The following is a 25,135-nucleotide window of genomic DNA, read 5'->3' on the forward strand; positions in this document are numbered from 1 at the left end:
GGGGGGGCGCCCCCCCCCGGCCCCCCCCCCCACCCGGGCCCCCACCCACAACCTCGCCCGCCCCGCGGCCGGCAGCACCGAGCGGCACCGTTCCACCCCTTCTGCACGCAGCAGGGGGATAATGAAGCCCCACGCCGGGCCGGTCGCCGCCATGAAAGAACTCACCCTCGACTCCGCTGTCGCCACGCTTCGTGCGGGCGGCGTGATCGCCTATCCGACCGAAGCGGTCTGGGGCCTGGGCTGCGATCCTTCGCACGAGGCGGCGGTGCACATGGTGCTGCGGCTGAAACAGCGCCCGATCGAGAAAGGCATGATCCTGGTCGCTGCCGATCTGGCCCAGCTGGAAGGCTGGGTACGGCTGCAGGCACTGCCCGACGCCCGCCAGCGGGCGGTGCTGGCCAGCTGGCCCGGTGCCAACACCTGGATCCTGCCGGCCGGCCCGCGTGCGCAGCCCTGGGTCACCGGCGAGCACAGCGGCATCGCGGTGCGCATCAGCGCCCACCCGCTGGTGGCCGCACTCTGCCGTGCCTGGGGAGGCCCGCTGGTCTCCACCAGCGCCAACCTGGCCGGGGAACCGCCAGCACGCAGCCGCGAAGAGCTGGACCCACGCCTGCTGCGCCTGCTCGACGGCATCCTCGATGGACAGACCGGCGGCCTGGCCCAGCCCACCCCGATCCGCGACGCACTCAGCGGCAACGTCCTGCGCTCCTGAGCGACCGATTGCACTGCGCCGGACAATCGCGCACCCTGCCGCCATGACCCTGCTGCGCGCCGCCCTGAGCCTGAGCCTGCTGCTGCCGTGGACGGCCAGCGCCGCCGAGGCCGAGGACGTGCGCGTGTACCGCTGCGTTGCCAGCAACGGCGCTGTCGCCCTGCAGGACCGGCCATGCAACAGTGGCCGCCAGGAAGTACGCGACCTGCAGCGTCCGCGCGATCCCGCCCCTCGCGTGGTCCGCAGCGATGCCGCGCCGCCGCCGCCCAGCGAAACACCGGTCATCCGCGAGCGCGAAGTCCGCCACGTCTACATCCAGCCACCGCAGCCGATGTACGAGTGCGTGAGTGACGATGGCCGGCGTTACACCAGCGACAACAACGAAGGCAATCCGCGCTGGGTCCCACTGTGGACCAGTGTCTGGCTTCCGCGTGGGCATCACGGCCTGGTCTATCCCGGGCCGCGACCGGCCATCGTCACGCCGGTCGGTACGCCCATTGGCGAAGGCGCGGGGTATCGCCCGCCTGCGGTGGGGGTAGGCGTGCAGGTCCCGGCCGGCAACGTGCTGGTCCGCGACAGCTGCAACGCGCTGCCGCCGCAGGAAGTCTGCGCGCGCCTGCGCGACCGCCGCTGGGAACTGGACCGGCGCTACAACAGCGCGCTGCAGAGCGAACGTACCGCCATCAGCAACGAGCAACGCGGCATCGATGCGCGCCTGTCGCGCGATTGCCAGCGCTGAGCCGGCGTCCCAGCGCAGCCTGTACGCTGTACGCATGAACAGATTGACCTGGCTGGCCCTGGCCCTGCTGCCCGGCCCTGCATTGGCTGACGAGGGCGTGATCTACCGCTGCACGTCCAGCAGCAGTGACATCCCCATCCTGCAGCGCACGCCCTGCCCGGCCGGCAGCACGCAGCAGGTCGTGCGCGTGCCGGCGCCTTCCAGCCCGCAACCAGCCGTGGTTGAACCCCCACTGGCGCTGGCTCCGGTTCCGCCACCGGTTCCCCAGGCCAGCGAACCCGCTGCAGTGCCTGCAACGCCTGCGGCGCCACGACGCGCGGACCAGGGGCGCACGATCATGGAAGCAGGCATGGTTGAACGCGAAGGCGGCGACCAGATTCTCGACAGCGCGACGCTGCGACGCGAAGCCGAGGCCCGCGCCGCATCCGGCGACGGACCACCGAAACCGCCGTTGCCACCAATCTTCCAGTGCACCGACAGCCAGGGCGGTGGCTACCTGCATGAGTACGAGGCCGCCCCCGGGCGCTGCGAACTGATGACCGTGCAGGGGCTGGGCGGCGCCACGCCGGTGAATGCAGCAGGCTGCGAAGTGGTGCGTGACCGCTGCGAGGCGCTGCCCGAGGCGCAGCGCTGCGGCAGCTGGCAGCAACGCTTCCGCGATGCACGCGGCCGTGAGCGTTTCGCCGCTCCGGAGAACCGCGATGCCGCACGCGGTGAACGCGAGCGGCTGCAGGGTGTGCTGGAGGCCAGCAACTGCCCGGTGCCTGGGTGACAGCCACCGGTAGTGCCGGCCGCTGGCCGGCAACTGCAATCATCTGAAGATCCTGAGGTTGCCGGCCAGCGGCCGGCACTGCCATCGAACGATCAGAATCCGTAGCGCAGGAAACCGCCATCCACCGCGATGCACTCGCCGGTGACATAGCTGGCTGCCGGCAGACACAGGAAGCCCACGGCCGCGGCCACTTCCTCCGGCTCGCCTATGCGGCGCATCGGCGTGCGGTTGATCACTTCCTCGTAGTAGTCCGGGTCCGACAGCGGACCGGACGTGCGCCGCGTACGGATGTACCACGGCGCCACCGCATTGACCCGGATGCCATCCTCGGCCCACTCGACGGCCAGGTTGCGGGTCATCTGGTGCATCGCCGCCTTGCTCATGCCGTACACCACGCCACTGCGCACATGGGTCAGGCCGGACACGCTGCCGACATTGACGATCGACGACGACGCGTGCCGGGCCAGCAGCGGATGCGCGTAGCGCGACAGCTCGAACGCAGAGAACAGGTTGGTCTCGAAGATCTGGCGCCATTCGTCCTCGGAATATTCCGTGGCCGCCTTGGTAACGTTGCCACCGGCATTGTTGATCAGGATATGCAGGCCATCGCTGTGGTCTTCCACCCAGTCCAGGATCTGGCGGCGGTCCTCGTCATCGGAGACATCGGCCGCCAGCGCGTGCACCTGGTGCTGCGGATACACGTCCAGCAGTTCGTCGCGCGCCGTCTCCAGCATGTCGATATCGCGGCCGACGATCATCAGGTCTGCACCGAGGCCGGCCAGTTCATGTGCGATGGCCAGGCCGATACCGGCGCTGGCGCCGGTGATCAGGGCGGTCTGGCCATCCAAGCGCCACCGTTGCTGGGTCATGTGTCCTCCGGGGCCGCGCCCGCTGTATTTCGATGGCGCAAGGATACGCGCTCACGGTGGCTGCCTGCCGGGGGTGCGACACTGCCCGTACGCCCACCGCGGAGAGCCGCCATGCGCATGTTGATCCTGTCCTCGTCCCTGCTGGCCACCGTGCTGCTGGCGGGCTGCCAGCGCCCACCGGCGCCGAACCCGGAAAAGCCACCGGTGCCCCGGGCGATGTCGCGCGCGATCAACGAGCCGCTGGACCGCGCCAAGGGCGTGCAGAAAACCGTGGACGATGCCGCCGCGCGTGAGCGCAAGGCCGAAGCCGAGGCGACGCAGTAACCCGGCAAACGAAAACGCCCGGCCGAAGCCGGGCGTTTCCAGTAGATCCACGCCATGCGTGGCCGTACCCGTAGATCCGCGCCCTGCGCGGATAGGCGCTCGGATCAGAACCCGCAGAAGCAGTAGGCCAGCGCCTTCACCGGCGCACCGTTGCCCTTCTCGCGTGCCGCGTTCTCGACGAAGCGCAACTGCGTGTCCACTTCCGGCATCGTGCGGGCCAGCATCATCCGCGCCATGCCCGAGTCGGACAGCATCCAGGCACCGGCGCGGCTGCCGGCAAAACCGCTTACGAACTGCGCGAACGGCGTCGCCGCCTTCTCGATGTAGCGCACGCGGTAGGCATCGGCCTTGCCCAGCTTGGCGCGGCTGGCGGCGTCGGCCACGGCATCCTTCAGGCCACCGAAGGCATCGACCAGGCCACGTTCCTTGGCCTGCGCACCGCTCCACACGCGGCCACGGGCCACTTCGTCGACGGCCTCGACCGGCTTCTTGCGCGCATCGGCGACGCGACCGGTGAAGTCGGCATAGCCCTTGTTGATCACCGTCTGGATGACCTGGCCAACGGCCGGGTCCATCGGACGGGTGACGTCGAAGGCACCGGCAAAGCGGGTGGTGCCGACGCCATCGGTGTGCACGCCGATCTTGTCCAGCGCGCGGCTGAAGTTCGGCACCATGCCGAAGATGCCGATCGAACCGGTGATCGTCGACGGATCGGCGTAGATGCGGTCGGCATTCATGCTGATCCAGTAACCACCGGACGCCGCCAGATCGCCCATCGACACCACCACCGGCTTGCCGGCGGCCTGCAGGGCCACCACTTCGCGGCGGATCTGCTCGGAGGCGAACACTTCACCGCCCGGCGAATCGACGCGCAGCACCACGGCCTTGACGTTCTCGTCGTCGCGCGCGGCGCGCAGCAGCGCCGAGGTCGACTCGCCACCAATACGGCCGGCCGGCAGGTCGCCACCGCTGATCTCGCCTGCGGCCACCACCACCGCCACCTGCGGACGCGAGTCCACCGGGTTGCGGCGAGCGTCGAGCAGCGCCAGGTAGCGCCCGAAGTCGACGTTGCGGAAACCGCCGTCGGCATCGTCATCGGCCACGCCACGCTCGATCATCAGATCCTCGAATTCCTCGCGGGTCTTCAGCGCGGTCACCAGTTTCTGCTGCAGCGCGAACTTGGCCAGATCACCACCGGCGGCGGCGATACCTTCCGGCAGCGTGTCGATGCCGGCAGCCAACTGCGCCGGGTCCAGGCGACGGGCCTTGGCGATGTCGCCCAGGTAGCGCTGCCACACGTCGTTCATCCAGAACAGGTCGGCTTCCTTGGAGGCCGGCGAGGCGGCGTCGAGCACGTACGGCTCGGCGGCGGACTTGTATTCGCCCACCTTGAACAGATGCACGTCCACGCCCAGCTTGTCCTGCAGGCCGGTGCGGAAGTACTGGCGATAGCGGCCCAGGCCCTCAAGAACCACCGACCCCATCGGGTCCAGGTAGACCTCGTCGGCCTGTGCGGCCAGCAGGTATTGCGACTGCCCCATGCTCTCGCTGTAGGCCACCAGCTGCTTGCCGGACGCGCGCAGGTCCTGCAGCGCCGACGCCACTTCGCGCAGCGAGGCGAAGCCCGATGGCTGCAGCTTGTCCAGCTCCAGCACCACGCGCTCGATCTTCTTGTCTTCCTTGGCCGACTCGATCACCCGCAGCAGGTCACGCAGCTGGATCTCCTCGGCGCCGTTGTCGCCCACCGCCTTGGCCAGCGCGCGGCTGACCGGATCGGCGCTGAACTGCTCGACCAGGCGGCCTTCCGGTGCGATCACCAGGGTGGTGCGGTCCTGCAGCGATTTGCTGGCACCGGCGCCCATTCCGGCGGCGATGACGAACATCACCAGCAGCAGGAACAGCAGGCCGAAGAACACCAGGTTGAGGATCAACCGGCGGGTGAAGTTCATGACGTCCCACAGCCCGATGAAGAAGCTGGCGACGGGATTGCGACGCGCCGGGGGCAGCGGGGGCACGGGTTGATTCATGGAACGCTCCGGATGGCTTCTTGCCGTGGTACCAGCATAGCCGGTGCCGTGTGATGCGGCATCGGACACAAGTCAGGGGATCGCCCGCCACGGGTCAGCGTGGCGGGCAGGAAGGATCAGGACAGGGTGGACTGGCCGATGCGCAGGCTGCTGCGGCGCAGGCGCCAGCCCATCAGGATGGCGGCCGCGGTCAGGCCTACGATCAGGCCGATCCACATGCCCTGCGGGCCCATGCCCAGGCCCAGGCCGAGCCCGGCGCCGAGCGGCATGCCCAGGCCCCAGTACGCGAACATGGCGATGAACATCGGTACGCGGGTGTCCTTCAGACCGCGCAGCGCGCCGGCCGACAGCACCTGGATGCCATCCGGGAACTGGAAGGTGGCCGCGTACAGCAGCAGGGTCGAAGCCAGGCCGGCCACCGCCAGATCGTTGGTGTACACCCCGACGATGGCATCGTGGCCGAACAGCAGCACCGCCGCCGACAACGTCTGCGTGCCCATGATGATCGCGTAACCCGCCCACGCCGCACGCCGCACACCGAAGCCATCACCACGGCCGACGGCATGGCCGACGCGCACGGTAGTGGCCTCGGCCACGCCCATCGGGATCATGAAGCACAGCTGCGCGACGTTGATCGCGATCTGGTGCGCGGCCGCCTCGTTGGCGCCCAGGCGGCCGATCAGCAGCGCGGTGACGATGAACAGGCCACCTTCCATCAGCACGGTGATGCCGATCGGCAGGCCGGTGCGTAGCAGTTCCCAGATCGCCTTCCAGCGCGGCCCTTCGAAGTGCGAGAACAGCTGCAGGTGGGCGAAGCGCTTGGTGAACCACAGGTAGGTAGCGAAGGCGATCGCCTGCAGCCACATCATCACCGCCGAAGCGATGCCGAGGCCTTCAGCTCCCATTTCCGGGAAACCGAGCTTGCCGTTGGCCAGCACATAGCCCATCGGCGCCAGCACCAGCAGGCCGCCGAAGCCGAGCAGCATGGTCGGCAGCGTCCAGTGCATGCCCTCGCTCAGGTAGCGCATGCAGAAGTACAGGGTCAGCGCCGGGCCGCCCCAGCGCACCGCATGCAGGAACGCGGTCGCGCCGGGCACGATGTCCGGGGCGATGCCGAAGGCCGGCAGCAGCGGCGGCACCACGGTGAGGAAGGTGAACATGATCAGGCCCAGGCCCAGCGCCAGCCACAGTGCCTGGCGGAACAGCGGGCCGATCTCGCGCTCGCGGCCAGCGCCGTGCAGCTGCGATACCGAGGCGGTGAGCGAGATCAGCGTGCCGATCGGGATCAGCATCGGCAGCCACAGCAGGGCGGTGCCGATGGTCACCGCGGCCAGGGTCGCAGTCGCGTGGTGACCGGCAATCACGTTGTCGACGAAGGAGATCAGACCGGTGGACACATGGCCCAGCACAAGCGGCAGGGCGAGCAGACCGGTGGCGCCGACTTCCTTGCTGAAGCGCGGCGTGGAGGTTGCAGTAGACATAAGGTGCTTGACGCGAACTACGGTTGCGCGCGAAGGGCACAGGCACCGGGTTGCGGCCGGTCATCTTACGCGCGCAGCGCGCGCATTCCCATGACACGGCGTGAATGCTGGGTTCCAGCCACAAAAAGGGGACGGAGGGGAGTAAGTCGTTTCAGACCTAATTGTCCCGAATACGACTTAATCCCCTCCGTCCCCTTTTTTACTGTCCGGCCTGGCGCTTGAGCCAGCTGTCACGCTCGGTGGCGGGCACGGCGAGGAAGGCGCTGCGCACCGTGTCGCGTTCCTGCGGCGGCGTGCGCTGTGCGACCAGGGCCAGCTGTGCCAGCTGGGCCGGGCTGAGCTGGCGCAGCACGGCCAGCGCGGCCTCGCGCTGTTGCGGCGGCACATAACCGAACAGGCCATGCAGCTTGGGGAACACCAGGCCCAGCTGCGGGCCCAGTCGCCAGCCTTCGCGGAAGGCTTGGTCCTGCGCCTGGAACTGCTGGCGCAGGCGCTGCTGCTGGTCGGCCGGCAACGCGTTGAATCGCGTCGCGGCCTGGCGGATGCGCTCACGCTCGCCTTCCGGAAGCGCCCGCCACGCGGCGTAGTCGGCACGTCGCTGGCGCTGCTGCGCTGCATCCAGCTGCGCGAAGGCCGACGGCGCAGCGGCCGGGGCCGGTGCTGTCGCCTCAACGCCGGGCGCCGGCGCAGGCAGGGGCACATTCAAGGTCTGCGGTGCGGCGGACAGCGACAGCGGCAGGGCCAGCAGCGCGCTGGCGAACAGGGTCTTATTCATCGGCAGCGGTGGTTTCCAGCGTGGCACTGGCCGGCTCGGGCCGGCTCGGCCTGGATTGCGATTCGTCCACCGGCAACGGACCGCCTGCGGCGGTCCACGCATACAGATCGGCATCGGCCAGCAGCGGGTAGTCGCGGTCGGCCAGCATCGTGGCGTCGTCTGCGGCCTGGGACGGCGTCGTATCCGGCGCGGCATTGACCGTGCTCGGCGGCAACGCCTCCACCGTGACCGGGCCCGCCTCGCCGACCACGCCTTCCGGCAACGGTGCCGCGGCACCGAACGAATGGCCCTGCAGGTAGCGCCAGCCCAGCGCCGCTGCCAGCAGCACGGCTACGGTCAGCAGCAGGATCAGCGGACCGCGCCAGCGCGGCTTGGCAGTCGGGCGGCGGCGCTTGCCGTTGGCGGCGGTACGCCCTTCCTGCGGCGGTGCGCGCCAGCTGGAAGTTGCGGGTTCATTGTGGGCGGCTGGTGCGGCCGGCTGCTGCAGCTGCTGCAGGCGCTTGGCCGGCAGGTCGCGGATGCGCAGCTGCACCTGTTCGGCCAGTTGGCGCCAGGCCGACGCATCGGGCTGGCCGTGTGCATCGCGCGGGCAGGCATCGGCCAGCAGGTGCTGGTAGCCCGCTTCGTCCTGGTCGAGCACGCGCATGGCGATGCCTTCGTCCAGGCTACCGCCTACCCGCAGCAACAATGCCAGGCGCGGCAGCGGGTCCATGCCGCCCAGCGCGGCCAGCGGCGGCGCCCACTGGCCGCCCATCGGTTCACGCAGTGCCTGGCGCTGGCCCAGCAGGGTCCAGAAGCGGGTCGGCCACTGCGCCATCGGCAGGTCGCTGGCCACCGCGGCAAAGGCGCGCATCACCGCCACCAGGGTCTGCTCGGCGCGGGCGGCATCACCGCACTGCAGTTCAGCCACCACCAGGGCACGGCGTTCAACACCACGCAGGAACGCCGACAGCGCGCCGGCCGCGGTCGAGGAAACAGGGGCGGGCACAGCCGTCATCGGTCACTCCAAAGGTCTGCCGGCATGATAGCGGCAGGCCATCGACGCCCGTAGGACTTGCGCCCGCTGGCACTTCGTGCTGCAGGTTGTGCACAGCACCACGCCCCCCTCGGGCAAAACTGGGGCATCCAGCTGAATCCACTCTGTTTCAGCAATGTTTCACACTCAACTTATTGATTTATATTGCTTTTCTCGTGTGGCGATTTTTTGACCAACCCAAGCGTTAGGCCGTCGCCATCGGCCTCCTGCGCGCCCGTCGACCGGTAACGCACAACGTTATCCACAGAACATGTGGATAAGACTGAATCTCCAATGGACACCGATATTTAGGTGACATTTATGATTCAACCGCCGTCGCTCCGGCGCCCCCGGCCGTGCCATCCGTGCGCGCATGGCCCGTTACACTGGCCCGATGCTTTCACCGATTCCGACCCTGCAGGTCGCCCTGCCCGTCCCGCTGCCGCGCCTGTTCGACTACCTGTCGCCGGAGGGCGACGCCCCCGCGGTGGTGGTCGGCTGCCGCGTGAAGGTGCCGTTCGGCAACCGCGAGCTGGTCGGCGTGGTGGTTGGCCACGGCCAGGCCGACGACGGCCAGGGACTGCGCCAGGCGCTGGCCTGGTGTGACCCGCAAGCGCTGCTGCAGGGCGAGCTGTGGCAGAGCCTGCAGTGGCTGGCGCGTTACACCCACGCACCGCTGGGCGAGGTCCTCAGCACTGCCCTGCCCGGCCCGCTGCGCCATGGCGAGGCCCTGCCCGAGACCCATCACTGGGGTTGGCAGCTGACCCACGAAGGTCGCGCCCAGCGTGAAAAGCTGCGCGCCGGCAGCCGCCCGCGCCAGTTGGCTGAGCTGCTGGCCGAGGCCGTGGTGGATGAAGACGTACTGGGCGAGCGCATGGACGACTGGCGCACCGCCGCACGCAGCCTGGCCAAGCGCGAGCTGGCCGAGCGCGTTGCGCTGAGCGTGGCCCCGCAGCACGCGCAGCCGCTGCCCGGCCCCACGCTCAATCCGGACCAGGCCGAGGCCGTGGCCGCGATCAACGCCGCCGAAGGCTTCCAGCCGTTCCTGCTGGATGGCGTGACCGGCAGCGGCAAGACCGAGGTCTACCTGCAGGCGATCATCCAGTGCCTGGCCCAGGGCCGGCAGGCGCTGGTGCTGGTGCCGGAAATCGGCCTGACCCCGCAGACCCTGGCGCGGTTTCGCGGCCGACTCGGCATCGCCGTGCACGCACTGCATTCGGGTTTGAACGACAACGAGCGCGCGCGCGTCTGGGCCGCCGCTGCGCGCGGCGAGGCACGGGTGATCGTCGGCACGCGTTCGGCGGTGTTCACGCCACTGCCGCAGGCCGGCCTGCTGATCGTCGACGAGGAACACGACGGCAGCTACAAGCAGCAGGACGGCATCCGCTACCACGCGCGCGATTTCGCCCTGGTGCGGGCCAAGGCACTGGGCATTCCGGTGTTGCTGGGCAGCGCCACGCCCTCGCTGGAAACGCTGCACAACGCCTATGCCGGGCGCTACACCCACCTGCGCCTGAAACAGCGCGCCGGCGATGCACGGCCACCTCGCGTACGCATTCTGGATGTGCGCAAGCGGCCGCTGCATGACGGTCTCTCGGCCGATGTGCTGGCGGGCATCGGCGAGCACCTGCAGCGTGGCCAGCAGGTGCTGGTGTTCAAGAACCGCCGCGGCTATGCGCCGGTGCTGCTGTGCCACGACTGTGGCTGGACCGCACCGTGCAACCGCTGCGATGCACCGATGACCGTGCATGGCGGTGGCCGGCGCCTGCAGTGCCATCACTGCGGTGCACGGCAGCCGGCACCGTTGGCATGCCCGGCCTGCGGCAGCCTGGCGCTGCAACCGCAGGGTATCGGCACCGAACGCCTGGAAGAACATCTCACTGCGGCCTTCGCCGACTTCCCGGTGGTGCGCATCGACCGTGGCACGACCTCGCGCCGCGATGCATTGGAGCAGCAGCTGGCGAAGCTGGGCGACCGGCCCGGCATCCTGGTCGGCACGCAGATCCTGGCCAAGGGCCACGACCTGCCCAAGCTGACCCTGGTGGTGGTGGTGGGCATCGATGAGGGCCTGTTCTCGGCCGACTTCCGTGCCAGTGAGAAACTGGCGCAGCAGTTGATCCAGGTGGCCGGCCGTGCCGGCCGTGCACGCGACCCGGGCGAAGTCTGGCTGCAGACCCATCATCCCGGGCATCCGCTGCTGGAGACTCTGGTGAACGGTGGTTACCACCCGTTCGCGCAGGCCGAGTTGAACCAGCGCCAGGCCGCCGGTTTCCCGCCCTTCGCGCACCTGGCGTTGATGCGCGCGGAAGCGCAGCAGGTCGAGCACGCCAACGCCTTCCTGCTGGCGGCGCGGCAGCTGCTGGGCGAGCAGAACGTGGTGGAGGCCTACGGGCCGATGCCGGCACCGATGCCGCGCCGTGCCGGTTACCAGCGCACGCAGCTGCTGCTGTCGGCACTGCAGCGGCCGCCACTGCACGGCGTGCTGGCACAGCTGGTGCCGCAGCTGTATGCGCTGCCGGAAGCGCGCAAGGTGCGCTGGTCGCTGGATGTGGATCCGACCGATCTGTATTGAGGTCTGGCAACCGGTACTGCGTAGCGTCGAGCTTGCTCGACTGCCGTGCGCCAGACGCAGTCGAGCAAGCTCGACGCTACGCCCAACGCCACCGCTTACGTCAGCGGTGACATCACGCCGCGCTGGTAGGCCGGCCGTTCGCGCAGGCGCGCATACCAGGCCGCCAGGTGCGGCAGTTCCGGGCGCTGGATCGGCAGTTCGTACCAGGCATAGATCAGCGAGCCCAGCGGGATGTCGCCCATCGCGAACGTATCACCGGACAGCCACGGCTGCCGGGCCAGGGTGGCATCGGCCATCGCCAGGTAGTCACCGGCACGCACGATGGCGGCATTGATCCGCGCTTCGTCACGATCGGCCGGCGCGGTGCGCATGATGCCCCAGATCAGGTCACTGTAGATCGGCGCCATCCGCGAGGTGCTCCAGTCCATCCACTTCTCGGCCTGGGCGCGCTGCATCGGGTCTTCGGCGTACAGCGTGCCCAGCGCGTAGCGCGCGCTCAGGTAGCGCACGATCGCGTTGGATTCCCACAGCGGCAGGCCGTGATCTTCGATCACCGGCACCAGGCTGTTGGGATTCATCGCCAGGTACTCCGGCGTCTGCGTGCCACCGTGGCTGCCACCGACTTCGATGGACTCGTACGGCAGGCCGATCTCCTCGGCACACCACAGCACCTTGCGGACGTTGCTGGAATTGCGACGGCCCCAGATCTTCAACATGCGGGTATTCCCTGCTGGCAATGCGAGCGGCAACGATACGCCTGATCGGTGTGGGTGTGTGCGTGCCGGATGCGGGATCTGGCATCTGGACGCTGCCGGCCAGCGGCCGGCACTACCTGTTCTTTTTGGGCAGCGCGCGTACGTAGGAGGATTTGCCGTCCTTCTTCAGTTCGAACAGGCCGATCGCCGCCAACAGATCGCTCAGCTTGCCGTAGCCATAGTTGCGCGGATCGAACGACGCCTGGTTGCCGATCTGGCTGCCGACCGGGCCCAGGTGCGACCAGCCATCCTCACCCTCGGCCGCCGACACCGCACGACGCAGCATCTTCACCAGCCGGGTGTCACTGCGCATTTCCGCACCGCTCTTGCGCGGCCGTGCATCATCGTTGGTGACCGGTTCGTTGGAGGCCTGTTCGCTGGAGGCCTGTTCGGCATCCGGCACGCTGGCGTGGGTCTGGCCCAGCGCCTCCAGATAAGTGAATTTCGAGCACGCGTTGACGAACGGTTCGGGTGTCTTCTTCTCGCCGAAGCCGTACACCTTCACGCCATCGGTCAGCAGCCGCATCACCATCGGGGTGAAATCGGCATCGCTGGAGACGATGGCGAATCCATCGAGGTTGCGCGCGTACAGCAGGTCCATGGCATCGATCACCATCGCCATGTCCGAGGCATTCTTGCCCTTGCTGTAGGCGAACTGCTGGATCGGGCGGATCGCATACTCGTGCAGCACCGCTTCCCAGCCCTTCAGCCGCGGGCTCTTCCAGTTGCCGTAGGCGCGGCGCACGTTGGCCACGCCGTAGCGGGCCACTTCGGCCAGCACCTCGTCGATCTTCGAGGCCGGCGCGTTGTCGGCGTCGATCAACAGGGCGATGCGCTTTTCCGGTTCGCTCATGGGCTCCTCACGGGACGTTGCCTGAACCCGAGTATCGCCGATCCACGCGGGCGCTGACGTGACAGGCGGCCGCCGTGCGAAGATGCCAGGCGCTTCCCCCAATGCCCCCACTGGAGTGAGTCGATGAGTCGTGAGCGCGTCCCCCACCTGGTCGTTGTCGGCGGTGGTTTTGCCGGTCTCTGGGCCACACGTGCCCTGGCCCGCGAGCGCATACGCATCACCCTGGTCGACCGCCGCAACCATCACCTGTTCCAGCCGCTGCTGTACCAGGTGGCCACCGCCGGCCTGTCCGCGCCGGACATCGCGGCACCGCTGCGCCATATCCTCGGCCACCAGCGCAATGTGGAAGTCCGCCTCGGCGAAGTAGTGGCCATCGACAAGCAGGCCCGGCAGATCCGCATGGCCGATGGCAGCACGCTGGACTACGACAGCCTGCTGCTGGCCACCGGCGCCACCCACGCCTACTTCGGCAACGACCAATGGGCCGATGATGCGCCCGGCCTGAAAACCCTGGACGATGCCATCGCACTGCGCCGCAAACTGCTGCTGGCGTTCGAGCGCGCCGAGGCCGAACCGGACCCGGCGAAAAAGGCCGCGTGGCTGAGTTTCGCCATCGTCGGTGGCGGCCCCACCGGTGTCGAACTGGCCGGCACGCTGGCCGAGATCGCTCGGCATACGCTGCGCAACGAATTCCGCCACATCGACCCGGCCAGCGCCAAGGTGCGGTTGGTCGAGGCCGGCCCGCGCGTGCTGTCCTCGTTCCCTGAAGTGCTTTCGCTGAAGGCGCGCCGGCAGCTGGAAAAGCTGGGCGTGGAAGTATTGACCGGCACCCCGGTGAGCGACATCGACAGCCAGGGCTTCAAGCTGGGCGAGCAGTTCGTTCCGGCCCGCACCGTGGTGTGGGCTGCCGGTGTGGCCGCCTCGCCGCTGGCGCGCACGCTGGACGTGCCGCTGGACCGCGCCGGACGCGTGCAGGTGCAACCGGACCTGACGCTGCCCGATCATCCGGAGCTGTTCGTGGCCGGTGACCTGGCCGCACTGAACCAGGCCAATGGCAAGCCGGTGCCCGGCGTGGCCCCTGCCGCCAAGCAGATGGGCAAGTACGTGGCCGAGGTGATCCGCGCGCGCCTGCATGGCAAGGCCGAACCCGGTCCGTTCAAGTACGCCGACTACGGCAACCTGGCCACCATCGGCCGCATGGCCGCGATCGTGCACCTGGGCCGGCTGCAGCTGTCGGGCATCCTGGCCTGGTGGTTCTGGCTGGCCGCGCACGTGTTCTTCCTGATCGGCTTCCGCAACCGCATCGTGGTGCTGCTGAACTGGGCGGTGGCGTACTGGAGCTACCAGCGCAGCGCACGCATCATCTTCGGTGATGACCAGGAAGACCGACGGCCAAGGCGGTAGGGCCGCGTGCATGTTCCTGTGGAGCCGAGCCATGCTCGGCTGCACTTCGCGCGGAGTGTAGAAGCCGAGCGTAGGCTCGGCTCTACTGCGCCTTCGGCTTCGGGTACCACAGTGCGTTGACGATGACCCAGCGCTGGTCGAAGCGCCCCATGTGGAAGTAGTCGACGAACCACGGGGTTTCCAGTCGTACCGAGGCTGCATTGCCGGTTACGTCCAGCACCGTGCAGCGGCGGTCCCATTGATCCTTCGGGGTCTTCAGCGCGCCCTGCTTCGTCAGCGAGACCAGCTCTTCCTTCGACATGCGGCGCAGGCCCAGGCGTTCGTCGGGTGTATCGCCGAGCACGGCACGCTTGGCCAGGTCCGGATGCAGGGAACGGGCGACGCGCTGCGGATCGGCTTCCAACTGGCCGTCGACGTAGTCGTGGCAGGTGGCTTCGATGGCCGCGATCGTGGCTGGGTCGGCGGCGGGACTTGATGATGCGGAAAGAGCGAACAGCAGGGCAATCGTGGACATCCGGGTCTCCAGCTCTGGGCGCGGGGCGATCATCGCATGGGCCGGGTAGCCCATCCACGCATGGCGTGGATCTATTGGTCCGGCGATGCCGGCAGGCCGGAACCGAGCGTGGGCGTGGATCTACAGCAGCGTTCCGGCGGGTGCCAGCAGCCAGGCCAGCTTGCGTTCGCGCGGCTGCTGCTTGAGCTGCCATTCGGCGCGCGAGGCAGCGGCCCGGTCCGGGTACTCGCGCACGGCCAGCACGCGCAGCGGCGGGCGGGCCCGGGTGTAGCGCGCGCCCTTGCCGGCCTGGTGGGCAGCGAAACGTGCCTCCACGTCGGTGCTGATCCCGGCGTAATAGCTGCCATCGCGGCATTCGAGCAGGTACAGGAACCACGGGCGGAGGGACGAGGCCATGGCCGGATTATGCCGTGCTGCACTGCAGCGGATATACTGGCGCCCGAATGCAGGAGAGAGGCGCCGCGCTGGCGCCCGCCGAAGGCGCAGGCTCCCATGATCGCTCAGGCCGGTGGGCTGGAATCCCGCCAACCATGCATTCGACTCGCCGAGCTGGAGAGAGGTCACCGGGCACGCCCGGGACGATCCGCCGAAGGGGCACGCGGCCAACGCCGCTGAACTCTCAGGCAAAAGGACAGCGGGAGCGGCACCGGTCATCGTCATCCCGTCATTGCGCAGGCAGTGGCGGTAGTCGCGCATGGCCGGCCCCACCGCGCCCGGAGCCTGCCCCATGCTGTTGTCCATCATCTACCTGATCGCCATTTCCGCCGAAGCCATGACCGGCGCGCTGTCCGCCGGCCGCCGCCGCATGGACCTGTTCGGCGTGGTCATGATCGCCTGCGTCACCGCCCTCGGCGGCGGCTCGCTGCGCGACATCCTGCTCGGCCACTATCCGCTGGGCTGGGTGAAGCATCCCGAGTATCTCGCCTTCACCGTGTGCGCGGCGCTGATCGCCACCTGGGTGGCGCGCTGGATGCACCACTTCCGCCGCACCTTCCTGGTGCTCGACGGGCTGGGCCTGATCGCCTTCACCCTGATCGGCTGCTCGATCGCGCGCGAGGCCGGCCACGCCACGCCCATCGTGCTGATCGCCGGCATGCTGACCGGCGCGTTCGGCGGCGTGCTGCGCGACATCCTCTGCAACGAGGTGCCGCTGATTTTCCAGAAGGAGCTGTACGCGATCATTTCGCTGCTGACCGGCGCGGTGTACCTGTTGCTGCTGCATTGGGGCGTGGCCGACGCGACCGCGATCCTGTGCTGCCTCGGCGGCGGCTTCGCGCTGCGCCTGCTGGCGATCCACTACCGCTGGGAAATGCCGAAGTTCGTGTACCACGACGAGGTGCATTGAATGCTGTGTGCCAGGCGTGGGGCCTCGTGGTTCAACCCTGCAGGTTGACACTCATCGGGCTCTCCCCTGCCAGGATGCGCCGCCGGTAGGCCTCTGACGGATAGACATTCCATGGGATCCCACCGTTGCTGCAATCGACTTCGATCTCTTCAAGCAACCCGGGATCAACCCATCCAGACAGGTAGTCAGGCTCTGATCTTCTATTGAATTCCGGGGAGTGGATCTGGCCTTCAACAACGATCTCGTTCCGAACGGTGGAAAGGAACAGCGCCCGGAGATCGCCCTCCACATGCGTATAGGTGCCTGCCTCGAGAAAGGTCCGCACGCTGACGTTTCCGCCGACGGCCAGTATTCCATCGTTGAGCGAGCAAGCGTGGAGATGCTCACAGTCGAGATCGTCCCGTACAAACAGCCAGCCACCACACTCAAGATTCCGGGTCTTGAGGTTTCCAAGAATGATCATACAAAGTGCCTCATTCACATCGTTGAGCGCCAGCACTCCCTCCACGCACAGATCGCCATCGACGATCACGCAGTGCGTTCTGCAGTCCGACTTCCAATTGCCGACGAGGGAGGCGGCGGGAACCACCTTGAACACGGATTCGCGCTCATCCGGCTCTCTGTCGGCAGATGCCGCGATCATCGCCCGTGCTTTGAGGGTAGTACGCAGAAGCGTCTGATCTCCCTGGTGGCGATAGCTTTCGATTCTTTCATCAAGCTCCGCAAGCAGGTCAGCCGTCTTCGAAGCAGAAGAGGGCTCAAACCAGTCCTCGATGACCGACACCATCCTCTCGGCAATCCCACCTCCCCTCGAGCGTACAAGCGCCACGGCCGCCTCACGGGAGATCGAGCGGGACTTCACGCTCTGCGGACTGTCGTCAGGGAAGACATGCATTGATGGCGTCCAGTGCGGGTGGGACCTTGATCTTCGGCCCAACCCGCAGAGAGACTCCATACAACTTTTCCGAAATCCTGTCGCATGGCTTGTCGATATCCATGCATGGCGTGGATCTACTGCATCGCCCGCGCTTCGCGCGATGGTCGAGCATGGCTCGACGCTACAAAGGGCGGCATCCACGCAGGCGGTGGATCCTGCCACCCCGGCGATGTACCTGGCGCTGTCGCTCATGCGCAGCGCCAGGCGCATCGCCGGTGCAGATGGGCCGGCCTCCAACTCCGACCGGCCCTGATCGCGGCCGCACCCCCGCAGGCGCTGGCCACCATCCACACACGTGCCGCACTCAAGCGGCTTCCATCAGGCGGCTTCGGACACCTTTACTTCACGACGGCTGCGCACGGCCGCAGCCAGTCGCTCCAGCACCGTCACAGTGGTGTCCCAGTCGATGCAGCCATCGGTGATGCTCTGCCCGTAGACCAGCGGCTGGCCCTCCACCAGTTCCTGGCGGCCACCGACCAGATGGCTCTCGATCATCACACCGACGATGCGCTGTTCGCCGTCTTCCAACTGAACGGCGATGTCGTCGATCACCTTCGGCTGGTTGTCCGGGTTCTTCAGGCTGTTGGCGTGGCTGGCGTCGATCATCAGGCGGGTCGGCAGCTTGGCCTTGGCCAGCGCCTGGCAAGCCTCGGCGACGCTGCCTGCGTCGTAGTTCGGCTGCTTGCCGCCGCGCAGGATCACATGGCAGTCCGGATTGCCGGTGGTCGAGACGATGGCGGTGCCGCCCTGCTTGGTGACCGACAGGAAATGATGCGGATTGGAGGCAGCCCCCACCGCGTCAGCAGCGATCTTGACGTTGCCATCGGTGCCGTTCTTGAAGCCGACCGGGCACGACAGCCCCGAGGCCAGTTCGCGGTGCACCTGGCTTTCGGTGGTGCGCGCACCGATCGCGCCCCAGGCCACCAGGTCGGCGATGTACTGCGGCGAGATCACATCGAGGAATTCGACACCGGCCGGCAGGCCAAGCTTGTTGATGTCGCGCAGCAGGCCGCGGGCGATGCGCAGGCCCTTGTCGATCCTGAAGCTGCCGTCCAGGTCGGGGTCGTTGATCAGGCCCTTCCAGCCCACCGTGGTACGCGGCTTCTCGAAGTACACGCGCATGACGATTTCCAGTTCGCCGGCCAGCGCATCGCGCAGTGGCTTCAGGCGCTGGGCGTACTCGATGGCAGCGTGCGGATCGTGGATCGAGCACGGGCCGACCACCACGGCCAGGCGATCGTCGCGGCCATGCAGGATCTGGTGCAGGGCCGCGCGCGAGGCGCTGACGGTGTCGGAGGCTTCATCGTCACACGGCAGCATCGCCAGCAGCTGGGCAGGCGGTGTCAGCGGTTCGATGGTGCGGATACGCAGGTCGTCGGTGTGCGGGGGCATTGCGGGGGTTCTCCGGAACGTTGGGGGTCCCCAGCGTGGCGGCATGAAAAAAGCCGCCAGGTTCGCTGGCGGCTTTCGGGAATGCGTCTGAAGCTTTCTTCAGGGTGAGCGCAGTCCTTCCTCCGCCAGAGGCTTCGGAAAGTAATACCAGTAAAAGCGGGTGGCGGCTGCGTTCATGGGGTGTATTGATAGCACAGCTTTTGCGCAGTGCAAAATGTTTCATCCGCAACTGGGGACGCGGTTCAGCGAGGTGCGCGCCGGCCCGGCCCGTGCGGCGGCAACCACACGAAGTCGCTCATCTGCCATGCACTTCCACATCCAGCAGCAGGCCTTCATGGATGTCGGCCCAGCGCTCCAGCACCCGACCCAGCTCCTGCCTGGCCTCATCCAGCTGCTCGGGGTTGAGCAGCGAGCGCGCGGTGTAGAGATCGGAGACCAGTCGCCGCAGCACCGCTTCGGGAATGGCCACCGACGGCCCCTCGTGTTCCGGCAGCTGCAACGCCGGGGTTTCACCCAGAGGACCGAACAGCGTGACCTGGAGCGTGCTCTGCATGATCAACTTCCCTGCGGACGGACATGGGCAATGCACTGTTTACCGTGTCTGGGTGACAGGCGCATGTGCCATGCCCGCTTGAAGGGTCCGGGGTAGCCGGCCAGTGGCCGGCGCTACCGCAGCGAGCGCGATGCGCGTTTGCGGATGTAGGCGTTGGCAGCATTGGGGTGCTCGTGCTGCCAGCGCACGCACAGGTCACGCAACCATTGCGGCTGCGTCTTGCCGGCATCGTTGAGCCAATTGCCGACCGAGTCCTGCACGTAGCGTTCGGGGTCGTCGGCCAGTGCCTCCAGCAGCGGTAATGCCTGTTGCGGATGCTGCTTGAACAGCGCGACATGCGTGGCCCAGACACCGCGCGGACGCAGTGCTTCGCAGGCGAACCGGCGCAGGTACGGCGATGCCTCCTGCGTCCAAGGGCGCAGGTGCTCAAGCGCCTGCAACGGCGCAGCAACGATGTCCGCGCGCAACGCCAGCCACGCCCATTCGCGCACGCCGAAGTGCGGGTCATCGGCCAGCGTGCGCATCTGCTGCAGCTTCTCTGCCAAGGTTGCACGGGCATCACTGCCGATCAGGTAGCAGGCCCAGCCGCGCACGGTATCGGAGTTGTGATGCTGCCAGAGCGCAGGCGCGCCCTGCCCCGCCTCACGCAGCAGTTGCGCGGCCAGGGCCATGCGCTGGGTGATGCCCTTGCCTGCAGCGTCGCACATGCGCTGCAGCGCTGCCGGTTCAAGCGACGGCGCCACGCACCGCAGCAACTCACCGAAGTCCACTGCCAGGCACTCGGCCAGATGGGTCGTCGCAACGCGGCCGCTGTTGAGCGCGTGCAGGCGTTGCGTGGTCATCGCGCTCATGCCCTGCTCCCGCGCCCGGCGTCGGTGTGCAGCCAGACCTTGTGCAGCAGCTGCGAAAGCTGCTGCTGCTCGGACGCATCCAGGCCATCGAACAGGCCACCGATCCACTGCGTATGCCGTTCGAACAGGGTTTCCGCCAGGCGCGTGCCCTTTGCGGTCAGTACGATCTGCAGGCGGCGGCCATCCTCGGCATCACTGCGACGCTGCAGCAGGCCTTCGCGCTGCAGGCCATCAAGCAGGCCGCTGATGGTGGCGCGGGCGACCCCCGCGCGCTCGGCCAGCGCATGCGGCGGCAGCGTGCCACCCGCCCCATGCAGCAGGAACAGCACGATGAAGCGCCCTTCGCTGAGTCCATGCGGGGCCAACCGGGTGGCGCAGTCGTGGTCGATCGCCGAGGACAGCGACAGCAGCTGGAAGCACAGGCGCAGCTGCGCGACGTTGCTGTGGCCGCGGCGCTGCGCTTCGTCCAGCAAGGCATCATGCTTGGCTTCGAACATGCTTCAAACCCTGATGATTAGGCGCCTAATCATAAATCGAATGAATGGGATCGGGTCAAGCCGCCTGGCAAGCCGCCTGCGATGCCAGAGCGTTTACGTGATCTTGGCGGTCGGCCCACTATAAGAACCACATCAGTCTCTTTCTGGATCCCAGCATGACCCCTTCGCAAGCGGAAACCATTGCCAGCGCCGTCATGCAGCCGGACGACCGGCGCGCCGAGATCGCCGCGCAGCAGCAGGCGCAGGCGCAGCAGTTGAAGCGCCAGCGCAAAGCGGCAGCCATCGGACTGATCGGCATGGCCGCAGGCGCATTGATCGCAGGCCAGTCGGGCCTGCCGTGGGTAAAGGGCCTGCTGTACGGCGGCGTGCCGACCTTCTTCATCGCCAGGATCTGGCTGGATCGCCGCGCCCTGTGCCGCTGACGCCTCTGGGCGTGGGTGGAGGCCAGGCGCAGCGGCGGCGTCCACCCGATGCGGCCCACAAAAAAACCCCGCCTTGCGGCGGGGTTCTTCATTGCTTCGGGAGCGCGTGGACTTAGAAGTCCATGCCGCCCATGCCACCCATGCCGCCCATGCCACCGGCGCCACCCATGGCCGGCTCGTCCTTCTTCGGAGCTTCGGCAACCATGGCTTCGGTGGTGATCATCAGGCCAGCGATCGAGGCAGCGTTCTGCAGCGCCGAACGGGTCACCTTGGTCGGGTCCAGGATGCCGAACTGCAGCATGTCGCCGAACTCGCCGGTGGCGGCGTTGTAGCCGAAGCTGCCGGTGCCTTCCTTGACCTTGTTGATGATGACCGACGGTTCTTCACCGGCGTTGGCCACGATTTCGCGCAGCGGGGCTTCCATCGCACGCAGGGCGATCTGGATGCCGTGGTTCTGGTCTTCGTTGGCGCCCTTCAGGCCAGCCAGCGAGGTGACCGCACGCACCAGGGCAACGCCGCCGCCCGGGACCACGCCTTCTTCAACGGCTGCACGGGTAGCGTGCAGGGCGTCGTCGACGCGATCCTTCTTTTCCTTCATTTCGATTTCGGTCGAGGCACCGACCTTGATCACGGCAACGCCGCCGGCCAGCTTGGCAACGCGTTCCTGCAGCTTCTCGCGATCGTAGTCGGAGGAGGTGTCCTGGATCTGGGTCTTGATCTGGCCGACGCGTGCGTCGACGGCAGCCTTGTCACCCACGCCATCGATGATGGTGGTGTTTTCCTTGGAAACCTGCACCTTCTTGGCGCGGCCGAGGTCCTTGATGGTGGCCTTTTCCAGCGACAGGCCCACTTCTTCGGAGATCACGGTGCCGCCGGTCAGCACGGCCATGTCTTCCAGCATCGCCTTGCGACGGTCGCCGAAGCCCGGAGCCTTGACGGCCACGACCTTGACGATGCCACGGATGGTGTTGACCACCAGGGTCGCCAGCGCTTCGCCTTCGACTTCTTCGGCAACGATCAGCAGCGGCTTGCCGGCCTTGGCGACGCCTTCCAGCACCGGCAGCAGGTCACGGACGTTGGAGATCTTCTTGTCGTGCAGCAGGATGAACGGGTCATCCAGGTCAGCGGTCTGCGACTGCTGGTTGTTGATGAAGTACGGGGACAGGTAGCCGCGGTCGAACTGCATGCCCTTGACCACGTCCAGCTCGTTGTCCAGGCCCGAGCCTTCTTCAACGGTGATCACGCCTTCCTTGCCGACTTCCTTCATCGCGTCAGCGATGATCTGGCCGATCGACTCGTCCGAGTTGGCCGAGATGGTACCGACCTGGGCGATCGCCTTGTCGTCGGCGGTCGGCTTGGAGATGTTCTTCAGCTCGGCAACAGCGGCCACGACGGCCTTGTCGATACCGCGCTTGAGGTCCATCGGGTTCATGCCGGCGGCCACAGCCTTGGCGCCTTCGCGGATCAGGGCCTGGGCCAGCACGGTGGCGGTGGTGGTGCCGTCGCCAGCGTCGTCGTTGGTGCGCGAAGCAACTTCCTTCACCATCTGCGCGCCCATGTTCTCGAACTTGTCAGCCAGTTCGATTTCCTTGGCGACGGAGACGCCGTCCTTGGTGATGGTCGGAGCGCCGAAGCTCTTTTCCAGCACGACGTTGCGGCCCTTCGGGCCCAGGGTGGCCTTGACGGCATTGGCGAGAACGTTGACGCCGCGCACCATGCGCGAACGGGCGTCTTCACCGAAACGAATATCCTTGGCAGCCATTGCGATTACCTCGATGTTTGCGCCGGGCCGGGCCCGGCGACGAAAGGGGATGTCTTACAGGAAAGCAGGTCGCGCCGAGGCTCAGCCGATGACGGCGAGCACGTCGTCTTCGCGCAGGACCTTGTACTCGACGCCTTCGCTCTTGTACGAGCTGCCGGCGTACTGGCCGTAGATGACCTTGTCGCCAACCTTCAGCGACGGCGCGCGCACGCTGCCGTTGTCCAGCGGCTTGCCCGGGCCGACGGCCACGACTTCACCCTTGGTGGACTTTTCCTTGGCCGAATCCGGAATGACGATGCCACCGGCGGAGATTTCGTCGGCTTCGATCGGCTTGACCACAACGCGGTCGTGCAGCGGCTTGATGCTCATGAGAGACCTCTTAAGTTATTGATTGGTCTGAAAAAGTCTGGCGATGTTAGCACTCACCCCAGGTGACTGCCAGCATTGCTCGCGAAAAAGCCCGATGAATCGGGAGCAGGACAGAGATGGAGCTGGCCCAGGGCCTTTCAAGGCCGCCTCCGGAAAAAATTTCATCGCGCCGGAGCCGGACATCAACGTCCGCGTGAAGATCCCGCATCGCGTGCGGTGCGGCATCGCCACCGGGGAATCCTCGACATTTGGTGATCCGCGTCGCACTGTCAGATATCTGACGTTCATTTACGACAAAGTGTCACTGGATCGGCCTTAGGCTCGGCCGCGCATTCCCAATCACAAGGAGTAGTCGATGCGATTGCTGTCCCCGCTTGCCGCCGCCTGCCTGCTGGCGCTGGCCGCCGCGCCGGCCCAGGCCGAGGTCTTCATCAACGAACTGCACTACGACGACAGCACCCCGGCCGGTGACGTCGGCGAAGCGATCGAGGTCGTGGCCACCGCCGGCGAGGACCTGTCCGGCTACCGCCTGTACCTGTACAACGGCGCCAACGCCTCGGCCGCGGTGGTCTACGCCAACAACCCGGTGCCGGCCGGCACCGCCGCCGGCTGCGGCAGCGCCACCATCGCGGTGGTCAATTACCCGACCAACGGCCTCCAGAACGGCCCGAACGACGGCATCGCCCTGGTCGACGCCAGCGGCAAGGTGGTCCAGTTCCTCAGCTACGAGGGCGCCATCACCGCTTCCGGTGGCCCCGCCGCTGGCATGACCAGCCAGAACATTCCGGTGGCCGAGACCAACAGCACGGCGCCGGGCACCTCGCTGCAGCTGACCGGCAGTGGCAGCCAGTACGCGCACTTCACCTGGGCCGAGTCGGCCAGACAGACGTTCGGCAGCTGCAACAACGGCCAGACCTTCAGCGGCGGTGGCACGCCGGGCCCGAACACGCCGCCATCGGTGTCCACCACCACCCCGGCGCAGGGCAGCACCACCTTCCCGGCCGCCGCCGATCTGGAAGTGGTGTTCAGCGAGACGGTGAACCTGGCCAGCGGCGCTTTCGCGCTGAGCTGCGGCAGCTCCGGCAGTGTTCCGCTGACCTTCCCGGCCAGCGGCCGCAGCGTGAAGCTGTCCACCAACACCGCGCTGGTGGCCGGTGAAGCGTGCCGCTTCGACATCCGCGCCGCACGCATCACCGACCTGCAGGGCGCGCACCCGGCCGCCGACAGCCGCATCGCCTTCACCGTGGCCAGCACCGGCGGCAATCCCGACCCGGGCAACCCGGGCGTGCCGGCCGGCTACTACTCGAAGGTGAACACCTCCAGCCCCAGCCAGCTGCGCTGCTCGCTGCATGCCACCATCAAGGGCCATACCGCTTACCCGTACAGCGGCTCGGGCACCAGCACCTGGACCATCCTGGAGATCGCCGACGAGGATCCGAACAACAGCGGCAGGATCCTGGACGCGTACCGCAACCGCAGCTACGCCAAGGTGACCGATCGCGCCGGCAGCGGCAGTGGCCTGAAGTACAACCGCGAGCACACCTGGCCGAACTCGCTGGGCTTTGCCAGCACCACCGGTGACAAGGGCCTGCCATACGCGCCCTACACCGACACCCACATGCTGTACCTGACCGACGCGCAGTGGAACGCCGACCGTGGCAACAAGCCGTTCGCCAAGTGCGACGCCAACTGCGGCGAGCGCGCCACCGAGGCCAACAACGGCCAGGGCGGTGGCAGCGGCGGCTACCCGGGCAATTCCAACTGGGTGCGCACGCCGGACGGCAACGCCGGCACGTTCGAGGTGTGGGGCAAGCGCAAGGGCGACATGGCGCGTGCGGTGATGTACATGGCGATCCGCTACGAGGGCGGCAAGGATGCGGCCACCGGCCAGTCCGAGCCGGACCTGGAACTGACCGATGACCGCAGCAAGATCGTCAAGACCAGCAGCTCGCCGGCCTATATGGGCCTGCTGTCGACGCTGATCGATTGGCACCTGTCCGACCCGCCGGATGATGCCGAGCGCTCGCGCAATGACGTGATCTACTCGTTCCAGGGCAACCGCAACCCGTTCATCGACCACCCCGAGTGGGCCACCCCGGCCCTGTTCACCTCGGCCAAGCCGGCCACCTGCCAGCTGGCCAACTGACCGCGCAACGCAGCGGTCCACTGCCCGTCGGTCAGGTACAGCATGTGGG

The 25,135-nt window shown here is 67.4% G+C and carries 26 protein-coding genes and 2 riboswitches; of the genes, 10 read left to right on the forward strand and 16 right to left on the reverse strand.

All coding sequences use genetic code 11. The features are described 5' to 3' along the window. The first annotated feature begins 121 nt into the window (after positions 1–121). Genes O0J73_RS12125 through O0J73_RS12135 form a run of 3 tightly spaced genes read left to right on the forward strand, consistent with a single transcriptional unit; the run spans position 122 to position 2,223 of the window. Positions 122–712 (forward strand): Sua5/YciO/YrdC/YwlC family protein, encoded by a 591-nt coding sequence (locus O0J73_RS12125; protein WP_164241495.1) that lies wholly within the window; start codon positions 122–124, stop codon positions 710–712. A gap of 43 nt (positions 713–755) precedes the next feature. Beyond that, on the forward strand, positions 756–1,451 hold the full coding sequence (locus O0J73_RS12130) for a DUF4124 domain-containing protein (RefSeq protein WP_308308797.1): 696 nt from the start codon (positions 756–758) through the stop codon (positions 1,449–1,451). A gap of 34 nt (positions 1,452–1,485) precedes the next feature. Next, positions 1,486–2,223, forward strand: coding sequence for a hypothetical protein (locus O0J73_RS12135; protein ID WP_308308798.1), 738 nt, complete (start codon positions 1,486–1,488; stop codon positions 2,221–2,223). 92 nt (positions 2,224–2,315) lie between these two features. On the opposite strand, the gene O0J73_RS12140 is transcribed toward O0J73_RS12135, so the two are convergent. Beyond that, the gene (locus O0J73_RS12140) at positions 2,316–3,092 is read right to left on the reverse strand and encodes an SDR family oxidoreductase (RefSeq protein ID WP_308308799.1); all 777 of its coding nucleotides are present in this window, start codon (positions 3,090–3,092) and stop codon (positions 2,316–2,318) included. A 111-nt stretch (positions 3,093–3,203) separates the two neighbouring features. Between O0J73_RS12140 and O0J73_RS12145 the strand changes: the two genes are divergently transcribed. Further along, the gene (locus O0J73_RS12145) at positions 3,204–3,416 is read left to right on the forward strand and encodes a hypothetical protein (protein ID WP_049456855.1); all 213 of its coding nucleotides are present in this window, start codon (positions 3,204–3,206) and stop codon (positions 3,414–3,416) included. Between the two features lie 104 nt (positions 3,417–3,520). Here the strand turns inward: O0J73_RS12145 and sppA are convergent, their stop codons facing one another. The 4 genes from sppA to O0J73_RS12165 form a co-directional block, all read right to left on the reverse strand. Next, positions 3,521–5,443 (reverse strand): signal peptide peptidase SppA, encoded by a 1,923-nt coding sequence (sppA, locus tag O0J73_RS12150; RefSeq protein ID WP_006472859.1) that lies wholly within the window; start codon positions 5,441–5,443, stop codon positions 3,521–3,523. A 116-nt stretch (positions 5,444–5,559) separates the two neighbouring features. Beyond that, positions 5,560–6,924: an MATE family efflux transporter gene (locus O0J73_RS12155; protein WP_049456854.1), complete on the reverse strand. Its 1,365-nt coding sequence runs from the start codon at positions 6,922–6,924 to the stop codon at positions 5,560–5,562. Between the two features lie 199 nt (positions 6,925–7,123). Beyond that, on the reverse strand, positions 7,124–7,699 hold the full coding sequence (locus tag O0J73_RS12160; protein WP_197564479.1) for a DUF3106 domain-containing protein: 576 nt from the start codon (positions 7,697–7,699) through the stop codon (positions 7,124–7,126). Beyond that, a complete protein-coding gene (locus O0J73_RS12165) occupies positions 7,692–8,696 on the reverse strand; it encodes a hypothetical protein (RefSeq protein ID WP_049456852.1) in 1,005 nt (334 codons plus the stop codon). Before O0J73_RS12165 ends, O0J73_RS12160 begins: the two co-directional genes overlap by 8 nt. A gap of 412 nt (positions 8,697–9,108) precedes the next feature. Here O0J73_RS12165 and O0J73_RS12170 point away from each other — a divergent pair, with 412 nt between their 5' ends. After that, positions 9,109–11,286 (forward strand): primosomal protein N', encoded by a 2,178-nt coding sequence (locus O0J73_RS12170; protein ID WP_308308805.1) that lies wholly within the window; start codon positions 9,109–9,111, stop codon positions 11,284–11,286. Between the two features lie 95 nt (positions 11,287–11,381). Here the strand turns inward: O0J73_RS12170 and O0J73_RS12175 are convergent, their stop codons facing one another. Further along, positions 11,382–12,002: a glutathione S-transferase gene (locus tag O0J73_RS12175; RefSeq protein WP_006472896.1), complete on the reverse strand. Its 621-nt coding sequence runs from the start codon at positions 12,000–12,002 to the stop codon at positions 11,382–11,384. Positions 12,003–12,114: 112 nt separating this feature from the next. Next, a complete protein-coding gene (locus tag O0J73_RS12180; protein WP_005419652.1) occupies positions 12,115–12,894 on the reverse strand; it encodes an NYN domain-containing protein in 780 nt (259 codons plus the stop codon). 123 nt (positions 12,895–13,017) lie between these two features. Between O0J73_RS12180 and O0J73_RS12185 the strand changes: the two genes are divergently transcribed. Then, positions 13,018–14,298 carry an NAD(P)/FAD-dependent oxidoreductase gene (locus O0J73_RS12185; protein ID WP_006472900.1) on the forward strand — a complete coding sequence of 427 codons (1,281 nt, stop codon included), beginning with the start codon at positions 13,018–13,020 and terminating at the stop codon, positions 14,296–14,298. 82 nt (positions 14,299–14,380) lie between these two features. On the opposite strand, the gene O0J73_RS12190 is transcribed toward O0J73_RS12185, so the two are convergent. Together O0J73_RS12190 and O0J73_RS12195 are read right to left on the reverse strand one after the other, a co-directional pair. Further along, entirely contained in the window at positions 14,381–14,812 is a 432-nt protein-coding gene (locus O0J73_RS12190; protein ID WP_040006992.1) for a nuclear transport factor 2 family protein, read from the reverse strand. A gap of 120 nt (positions 14,813–14,932) precedes the next feature. After that, a complete protein-coding gene (locus O0J73_RS12195) occupies positions 14,933–15,208 on the reverse strand; it encodes a GIY-YIG nuclease family protein (protein ID WP_308308800.1) in 276 nt (91 codons plus the stop codon). A 40-nt stretch (positions 15,209–15,248) separates the two neighbouring features. Next, positions 15,249–15,338: riboswitch (glycine riboswitch) on the forward strand. 13 nt (positions 15,339–15,351) lie between these two features. Beyond that, positions 15,352–15,455, forward strand: a riboswitch (glycine riboswitch). Positions 15,456–15,539: 84 nt separating this feature from the next. Here O0J73_RS12195 and O0J73_RS12200 point away from each other — a divergent pair. Next, positions 15,540–16,157 carry a trimeric intracellular cation channel family protein gene (locus tag O0J73_RS12200; RefSeq protein WP_006472906.1) on the forward strand — a complete coding sequence of 206 codons (618 nt, stop codon included), beginning with the start codon at positions 15,540–15,542 and terminating at the stop codon, positions 16,155–16,157. A 31-nt stretch (positions 16,158–16,188) separates the two neighbouring features. On the opposite strand, the gene O0J73_RS12205 is transcribed toward O0J73_RS12200, so the two are convergent. Continuing rightward, positions 16,189–16,944 (reverse strand): hypothetical protein, encoded by a 756-nt coding sequence (locus O0J73_RS12205; protein WP_006472908.1) that lies wholly within the window; start codon positions 16,942–16,944, stop codon positions 16,189–16,191. Between O0J73_RS12205 and O0J73_RS12210 the strand changes: the two genes are divergently transcribed. After that, a complete protein-coding gene (locus O0J73_RS12210) occupies positions 16,931–17,347 on the forward strand; it encodes a hypothetical protein (RefSeq protein ID WP_308308801.1) in 417 nt (138 codons plus the stop codon). The two genes, O0J73_RS12205 and O0J73_RS12210, sit on opposite strands and share 14 nt — an antisense overlap. A gap of 65 nt (positions 17,348–17,412) precedes the next feature. On the opposite strand, the gene O0J73_RS12215 is transcribed toward O0J73_RS12210, so the two are convergent. From O0J73_RS12215 to O0J73_RS12230, 4 genes are all read right to left on the reverse strand, one after another. After that, complete coding sequence (locus tag O0J73_RS12215; protein WP_308308802.1) at positions 17,413–18,486, reverse strand: 3-deoxy-7-phosphoheptulonate synthase; 1,074 nt, start codon at positions 18,484–18,486, stop codon at positions 17,413–17,415. A 295-nt stretch (positions 18,487–18,781) separates the two neighbouring features. Further along, positions 18,782–19,039 carry a hypothetical protein gene (locus tag O0J73_RS12220; RefSeq protein WP_006472969.1) on the reverse strand — a complete coding sequence of 86 codons (258 nt, stop codon included), beginning with the start codon at positions 19,037–19,039 and terminating at the stop codon, positions 18,782–18,784. A 113-nt stretch (positions 19,040–19,152) separates the two neighbouring features. Then, a complete protein-coding gene (locus O0J73_RS12225) occupies positions 19,153–19,890 on the reverse strand; it encodes a DNA alkylation repair protein (protein WP_308308803.1) in 738 nt (245 codons plus the stop codon). Further along, a complete protein-coding gene (locus O0J73_RS12230; protein ID WP_197564476.1) occupies positions 19,887–20,387 on the reverse strand; it encodes a MarR family transcriptional regulator in 501 nt (166 codons plus the stop codon). The genes O0J73_RS12225 and O0J73_RS12230 overlap by 4 nt, the downstream gene beginning before the upstream one ends. A gap of 155 nt (positions 20,388–20,542) precedes the next feature. On the opposite strand from O0J73_RS12230, the gene O0J73_RS12235 reads away from it, so the two are divergent. Continuing rightward, entirely contained in the window at positions 20,543–20,809 is a 267-nt protein-coding gene (locus O0J73_RS12235; protein ID WP_197564475.1) for a hypothetical protein, read from the forward strand. Between the two features lie 112 nt (positions 20,810–20,921). On the opposite strand, the gene groL is transcribed toward O0J73_RS12235, so the two are convergent. Continuing rightward, on the reverse strand, positions 20,922–22,571 hold the full coding sequence (groL, locus tag O0J73_RS12240) for a chaperonin GroEL (RefSeq protein WP_006473018.1): 1,650 nt from the start codon (positions 22,569–22,571) through the stop codon (positions 20,922–20,924). Positions 22,572–22,652: 81 nt separating this feature from the next. After that, positions 22,653–22,940 carry a co-chaperone GroES gene (locus O0J73_RS12245; RefSeq protein WP_006396661.1) on the reverse strand — a complete coding sequence of 96 codons (288 nt, stop codon included), beginning with the start codon at positions 22,938–22,940 and terminating at the stop codon, positions 22,653–22,655. A 355-nt stretch (positions 22,941–23,295) separates the two neighbouring features. Between O0J73_RS12245 and O0J73_RS12250 the strand changes: the two genes are divergently transcribed. Continuing rightward, positions 23,296–25,086 carry an endonuclease gene (locus O0J73_RS12250; protein ID WP_308308804.1) on the forward strand — a complete coding sequence of 597 codons (1,791 nt, stop codon included), beginning with the start codon at positions 23,296–23,298 and terminating at the stop codon, positions 25,084–25,086. Positions 25,087–25,135: the final 49 nt, after the last annotated feature.

This window comes from Stenotrophomonas sp. Sm6012, from assembly GCF_030985895.1.
Classification (GTDB): Bacteria; Pseudomonadota; Gammaproteobacteria; order Xanthomonadales; family Xanthomonadaceae; genus Stenotrophomonas; species Stenotrophomonas forensis.

Coding starts and splice junctions, on each gene's coding strand:
- O0J73_RS12160 (WP_197564479.1), bottom strand. CDS start 7,699: ATGAATAAGACCCTGTTCGCCAGCGCGCTGCTGGCCCTGCCGCTGTCG.
- O0J73_RS12155 (WP_049456854.1), bottom strand. CDS start 6,924: ATGTCTACTGCAACCTCCACGCCGCGCTTCAGCAAGGAAGTCGGCGCC.
- O0J73_RS12165 (WP_049456852.1), bottom strand. CDS start 8,696: ATGACGGCTGTGCCCGCCCCTGTTTCCTCGACCGCGGCCGGCGCGCTG.
- O0J73_RS12200 (WP_006472906.1), top strand. CDS start 15,540: ATGCTGTTGTCCATCATCTACCTGATCGCCATTTCCGCCGAAGCCATG.
- O0J73_RS12195 (WP_308308800.1), bottom strand. CDS start 15,208: ATGGCCTCGTCCCTCCGCCCGTGGTTCCTGTACCTGCTCGAATGCCGC.
- O0J73_RS12230 (WP_197564476.1), bottom strand. CDS start 20,387: ATGTTCGAAGCCAAGCATGATGCCTTGCTGGACGAAGCGCAGCGCCGC.
- O0J73_RS12140 (WP_308308799.1), bottom strand. CDS start 3,092: ATGACCCAGCAACGGTGGCGCTTGGATGGCCAGACCGCCCTGATCACC.
- O0J73_RS12175 (WP_006472896.1), bottom strand. CDS start 12,002: ATGTTGAAGATCTGGGGCCGTCGCAATTCCAGCAACGTCCGCAAGGTG.
- groL (WP_006473018.1), bottom strand. CDS start 22,571: ATGGCTGCCAAGGATATTCGTTTCGGTGAAGACGCCCGTTCGCGCATG.
- O0J73_RS12215 (WP_308308802.1), bottom strand. CDS start 18,486: ATGCCCCCGCACACCGACGACCTGCGTATCCGCACCATCGAACCGCTG.
- O0J73_RS12190 (WP_040006992.1), bottom strand. CDS start 14,812: ATGTCCACGATTGCCCTGCTGTTCGCTCTTTCCGCATCATCAAGTCCC.
- O0J73_RS12135 (WP_308308798.1), top strand. CDS start 1,486: ATGAACAGATTGACCTGGCTGGCCCTGGCCCTGCTGCCCGGCCCTGCA.
- sppA (WP_006472859.1), bottom strand. CDS start 5,443: ATGAATCAACCCGTGCCCCCGCTGCCCCCGGCGCGTCGCAATCCCGTC.
- O0J73_RS12185 (WP_006472900.1), top strand. CDS start 13,018: ATGAGTCGTGAGCGCGTCCCCCACCTGGTCGTTGTCGGCGGTGGTTTT.
- O0J73_RS12180 (WP_005419652.1), bottom strand. CDS start 12,894: ATGAGCGAACCGGAAAAGCGCATCGCCCTGTTGATCGACGCCGACAAC.
- O0J73_RS12130 (WP_308308797.1), top strand. CDS start 756: ATGACCCTGCTGCGCGCCGCCCTGAGCCTGAGCCTGCTGCTGCCGTGG.
- O0J73_RS12235 (WP_197564475.1), top strand. CDS start 20,543: ATGACCCCTTCGCAAGCGGAAACCATTGCCAGCGCCGTCATGCAGCCG.
- O0J73_RS12225 (WP_308308803.1), bottom strand. CDS start 19,890: ATGAGCGCGATGACCACGCAACGCCTGCACGCGCTCAACAGCGGCCGC.
- O0J73_RS12205 (WP_006472908.1), bottom strand. CDS start 16,944: ATGGTGTCGGTCATCGAGGACTGGTTTGAGCCCTCTTCTGCTTCGAAG.
- O0J73_RS12145 (WP_049456855.1), top strand. CDS start 3,204: ATGCGCATGTTGATCCTGTCCTCGTCCCTGCTGGCCACCGTGCTGCTG.
- O0J73_RS12250 (WP_308308804.1), top strand. CDS start 23,296: ATGCGATTGCTGTCCCCGCTTGCCGCCGCCTGCCTGCTGGCGCTGGCC.
- O0J73_RS12125 (WP_164241495.1), top strand. CDS start 122: ATGAAGCCCCACGCCGGGCCGGTCGCCGCCATGAAAGAACTCACCCTC.
- O0J73_RS12245 (WP_006396661.1), bottom strand. CDS start 22,940: ATGAGCATCAAGCCGCTGCACGACCGCGTTGTGGTCAAGCCGATCGAA.
- O0J73_RS12210 (WP_308308801.1), top strand. CDS start 16,931: ATGACCGACACCATCCTCTCGGCAATCCCACCTCCCCTCGAGCGTACA.
- O0J73_RS12220 (WP_006472969.1), bottom strand. CDS start 19,039: ATGCAGAGCACGCTCCAGGTCACGCTGTTCGGTCCTCTGGGTGAAACC.
- O0J73_RS12170 (WP_308308805.1), top strand. CDS start 9,109: ATGCTTTCACCGATTCCGACCCTGCAGGTCGCCCTGCCCGTCCCGCTG.